Here is a 3,997-nt window from a genome sequence, read left to right as displayed (position 1 = left end):
CACGCCCTCCCGGTCGGTGGTGTGATCCTCCGCGAAACGACGGTCCCCCGTCGCATCCGGCACGTACTTCACACAGACAACGATCCTCAAGCTCACGGCCTGTCTCCTGTACTGGTCTCGTCCGGCGGCTGCGGCTGTGCAAGCGGGCGCGCACACGGCTCGCACCCGCTTCGGGCAGCGTGTTCCCGTGCCGGTCCGGAACTTCCTGGCAGCATACTCGGCAGTAGTCCGACGGTCACTACTGGCCAGTAGCTTACGCCGCCGGACCGGGCCGGAGGGCCCGCACACCGCCCGCGACGGCCCGGGACGAACCCCGGTCCGCGCGAACCACAGGACGGGTCCGCACTGCCTCAGCGCACATCCTGCCCCAGCCCGCACCCGACTCCACCCGACGGGGCGGCCCATCCGGCCCGCACGGTCAGACCGCCTCGCCCAGCGCCGCGATCACATCCGCCTTGCGCGGCAGCCCGGCCGCCCTGCGCACCACCCTGCCGTCCCGGTCGAGCACCAGGACCGTCGGCGTCCGCAGGACGTCCAGCCGGCGGACCAGCTCCAGCCGCGCCTCGGCGTCCAGCTCGACGTGCGCCACACCCCCGACCATGCCCGCCACCTCGGCGAGCACCCGTCGGGTGGCCCGGCAGGGCTGGCAGAAGGCCGTCGAGAACTGCACCAGCGTGGCCCGCTCGCCCAGGGACTCCCCCAGCTCCGCCGCCGACAGCCGTACCGCCCCGTCCTTCGTCCGCACCCGCAGCCTCCCGTCGCGCCTGGCCCGCAGCAACCCGAACGCGCTCGCCACCGCGAGCACGACACCGCACACCACCAACCCGGTCATCCCCCCAGTCTGCGGCAGGCCCCGCGAGCTCCCGCAGGGAGGTCGACCGCCGGGGCCGCACCCGCGTACGATCACCGCGTGGACTCCGACCGCCCCGCACAGCCGCTGCTGACCTCGCGCCGCGTGGTCGACCTGTGCCGGGCCGCGGTCTCGCGCTGTCGCTGACGCGCCCCGCCGTCACCCCCCTCGCGCCCTCTCCCCCGGAGCTCCCTTGCAGATAGACCCCCGCGGCCCTCGTTTCGCCGCCGCGCTCACCACGCTGGTCCTCATCACCGTCCTGATCAGCGGCAGCGGGGTTCTGCTCGCCCTCCAGGCGGTCGTTTTCGCCTTCGGCGCCCTCGGCGGCCCGCACCTCTCGCCGTACGGCTGGCTGTACCGCACCCTGGTCCGCCCCCGCCTGGCCCCGCCGACCGAGACCGAGGACGAACGGCCTCCGCGCTTCGCCCAGGCCGTCGGCCTGGTCTTCGCCGTCGTCGGCACTCTCGGCTACTTCACCGGCGTGACCTGGCTCGGCCTGCTGGCCACCGCCTTCGCCCTCGCCGCGGCCTTCCTCAACGCCCTGTTCGGCTACTGCCTCGGCTGCGAGATGTACCTGCTGATCCGCCGCACCCAGGGCCGTCTCGACGCCTCCGCGTAGCAGCACCCGGCCCGCGGCCGCAGAAGTTCCCGGTTCCGGTCATCACGGAAATCACACCCCTGCATCCCGCGTGACCGGACGCCTCAGGTGACAGCAGGCACTCGTTCGGGGGATCATCTCCGTGTATCACCCGTGGCCGCCGCGGCGTGCCGCGCCTCCGGTCGGCCCCCACGTACGACACGGGTACCGCCGGACCGGGCCAGCAGGCCCGTGGGAAGTCAGGACTGACCGTGGCAGAGTTCGTGTACCCGCCCGTGATCGGCGCCGCACTGGCCGTCTTCCGCACGCTCGACGTGCGCATCAAGATCGTGGGCGCCGAGCACATCCCGGCCAAGGGCGGAGCGGTACTGGTGAGCAATCACATCAGCTACCTGGACTTCCTCTTCGCCGGCCTCGGCGCCTACCGCGGCGGCAAGCGCAAGACCCGTTTCATGGCCAAGGACGACGTGTTCAAGCACGGTGTCTCCGGCCCGCTGATGCGCGGCATGAAGCACATCCCCGTCGACCGCACCGACGGCCAGCCCGCGTACGAGGCCGCGGTGCGCGCCCTGCGGGCCGGCGAGGTGGTCGGGGTGTTCCCCGAGGCGACCATCAGCCGCTCGTTCATGCTGAAGAAGTTCAAGACCGGCGCCGCGCGGATGGCCGCCGACTCCGGCGCCCCGCTGCTGCCCGTTGTCCTCTGGGGCACCCAGCAGCTCTGGACCAAGGGCCGTCCCAAGACCCTCACCAAGCGCCATGTGCCCGTCACCATCATGATCGGCGAGCCGATCGTGCTGGCCCCCGGCGACAAGCCCGTGATGGTCACCCGCCGCCTGCGCGCCGCGATGAGCGAGATGCTGGACCGCGCCCAGCGCGAGTACCCCGGCAAGCCCAGCGGCCCGGACGACACCTGGTGGCTGCCCGCCCAGCTCGGCGGCACCGCGCCCACCCTGGAGGCCGCCGAGGCCGAGGACGAGGCGGAGCTCACCGCGAAGGCCGAGCGCCGGGCGGCCCGGGGCCAGACTTCCTGAGGCGTTCCGGCCGGTACTCCGTGTGACCGAGCGGGCGCGGACCGTCGCGTGTCGGCCGATGGTCCGCTCTCCCGATCTGACACAGTGACAGCTCCCCCGGGGGCCCTCGTCCTGAATCGGAGACGGAGATGAGACGCGGATGACCGGCACACGGCTGTCACTCACGACCACGGCCCGCACACGCACCAGCGCCTGTGCGGGCCTCCTGCTGGCGGGCGTCATGCTCACCGGGTGCGGCGCCGAGCCGGGAGAGATCCCGCTCAGCGAGATCCTCGCGGAGTCCCCGTCCGCCACCCCCACCCCCGAGGCCGCCGTAGCCGACACCACTCCCGGAGTGGCCGGGGCGGCCGCAGCGGCGACGGCCTCCACCGCGCGCAACGGCCTCATCGTCAGCCGGACCTTCCTCGACGCCGACCGGAGCACCAGCGCCATCTTCACCGTCGCGGCCGACGGCACCGGAGAACGCCAGGTCACCCAGCCGTCGGCCAGGGGCCGTGACGATCACCCCGGCTGGTCACCGGACGGCACCACCATCGCCTTCGACCGAAGCGACTCACCGGACGGCCTCGCCCGGATCTGGACGGTCTCGGCGGACGGCGAGGGTGCCCACCAGGTCGGCGAGCTCTGCGACGCCGAGGCCGCCGACTGCGTCAACGAGCAGGAGCGCGCGCCCGCCTTCTCCCCCGACGGCAAGCAGCTGGCGTTCAGCCGCGCCTGGGGCGCGACCAACCCGGCCGGCGGCGACCAGATCCAGTACTCCGACCTCTACCTCATGAGCCCGGACGGCACCAGCGCCCAGCGGCTGACGTTCCTGACCAACGACAAGCCCTACTCCGGCGAGGTCAGCAATCCGAGCTGGTCCCCCGACGGCAAGCAGCTCGCCTTCGAGTACCGGACCAGCGCCACCGGCCAGCCCGCGAGCGGCCGCGCCATCTACGTCGTCAACACCGACGGCACCGGCATGCGTCGGCTCACCCCCTGGGAGCTGCGGGCCGGCGAACGGGCGAGCTGGTCCCCCGACGGCAGCCAGATCATGTTCACCACCTACCCCGCCGGCACCGACTACGCCCCGGGCGGAGGCATCTACACCGTCAACACCGACGGCACCGCCATCGGCGCGCTCACCCCCGGCCCGTCCGACGTCTTCTACGACGCCGCCTCCTACGCCCCCGACGGACAGTCCATCGTCTTCGCCCAGGCCCCCGCCGGCGGCAGCGCCGACCTCTTCAGCATGCGGACGGACGGTACGAACGTCACCCGGATCACCAGTACCGCGGACCGCTGGCGGAGCCGCCCGAGCTGGGGGACGGCGATCGCTGCCGCCCCGTGAATTCCGGCGGGGGGGGCATCGGTGACATCGGCGGCATCGGTGACACAAACGCAGGGCCGTAAACGCAGAGAACCCCCCACCCGGAATCGGGTGGGGGGTTCTCTGGAATAATTGTTCGGCGGCGTCCTACTCTCCCACAGGGTCCCCCCTGCAGTACCATCGGCGCTGTGAGGCTTAGCTTCCGGGTT

4 protein-coding genes, 1 rRNA gene and 1 pseudogene are annotated in these 3,997 nt (G+C 72.4%); 3 read left to right on the top strand and 3 right to left on the bottom strand.

Annotated elements, in window-relative coordinates; translation table 11 throughout:
- Together ACIO5D_RS38440 and ACIO5D_RS38435 are read right to left on the bottom strand one after the other, a co-directional pair.
- A pseudogene (locus tag ACIO5D_RS38440) lies at positions 1–96 on the bottom strand (electron transfer flavoprotein subunit beta); the annotation flags it as partial.
- Between the two features lie 322 nt (positions 97–418).
- Complete coding sequence (locus ACIO5D_RS38435) at positions 419–832, bottom strand: thioredoxin family protein (RefSeq protein ID WP_363615295.1); 414 nt, start codon at positions 830–832, stop codon at positions 419–421.
- 211 nt (positions 833–1,043) lie between these two features.
- Between ACIO5D_RS38435 and ACIO5D_RS38430 the strand changes: the two genes are divergently transcribed.
- The 3 genes from ACIO5D_RS38430 to ACIO5D_RS38420 all read left to right on the top strand — a co-directional run bounded on the left by ACIO5D_RS38430 (position 1,044) and on the right by ACIO5D_RS38420 (position 3,809).
- Positions 1,044–1,469, top strand: coding sequence for a DUF4395 domain-containing protein (locus tag ACIO5D_RS38430; protein WP_363615297.1), 426 nt, complete (start codon positions 1,044–1,046; stop codon positions 1,467–1,469).
- A 230-nt stretch (positions 1,470–1,699) separates the two neighbouring features.
- A complete protein-coding gene (locus ACIO5D_RS38425; protein WP_363615300.1) occupies positions 1,700–2,479 on the top strand; it encodes a lysophospholipid acyltransferase family protein in 780 nt (259 codons plus the stop codon).
- 139 nt (positions 2,480–2,618) lie between these two features.
- The gene (locus ACIO5D_RS38420; protein WP_400800947.1) at positions 2,619–3,809 is read left to right on the top strand and encodes a TolB family protein; all 1,191 of its coding nucleotides are present in this window, start codon (positions 2,619–2,621) and stop codon (positions 3,807–3,809) included.
- 113 nt (positions 3,810–3,922) lie between these two features.
- Here ACIO5D_RS38420 and rrf read toward each other — a convergent pair.
- A 5S ribosomal RNA gene (gene rrf, locus ACIO5D_RS38415) occupies positions 3,923–3,997 on the bottom strand; the annotation flags it as partial.

Source organism: Kitasatospora sp. NPDC087315, assembly GCF_044744345.1.
GTDB lineage: Bacteria > Actinomycetota > Actinomycetes > Streptomycetales > Streptomycetaceae > Kitasatospora.
This window is presented reverse-complemented; position numbering and strand designations above follow the sequence as displayed.

Bases quoted from the DNA above. Each gene is read 5' to 3' on its own strand.
- ACIO5D_RS38435 (WP_363615295.1), bottom strand. From the start codon at position 832: ATGACCGGGTTGGTGGTGTGCGGTGTCGTGCTCGCGGTGGCGAGCGCG.
- ACIO5D_RS38420 (WP_400800947.1), top strand. From the start codon at position 2,619: ATGACCGGCACACGGCTGTCACTCACGACCACGGCCCGCACACGCACC.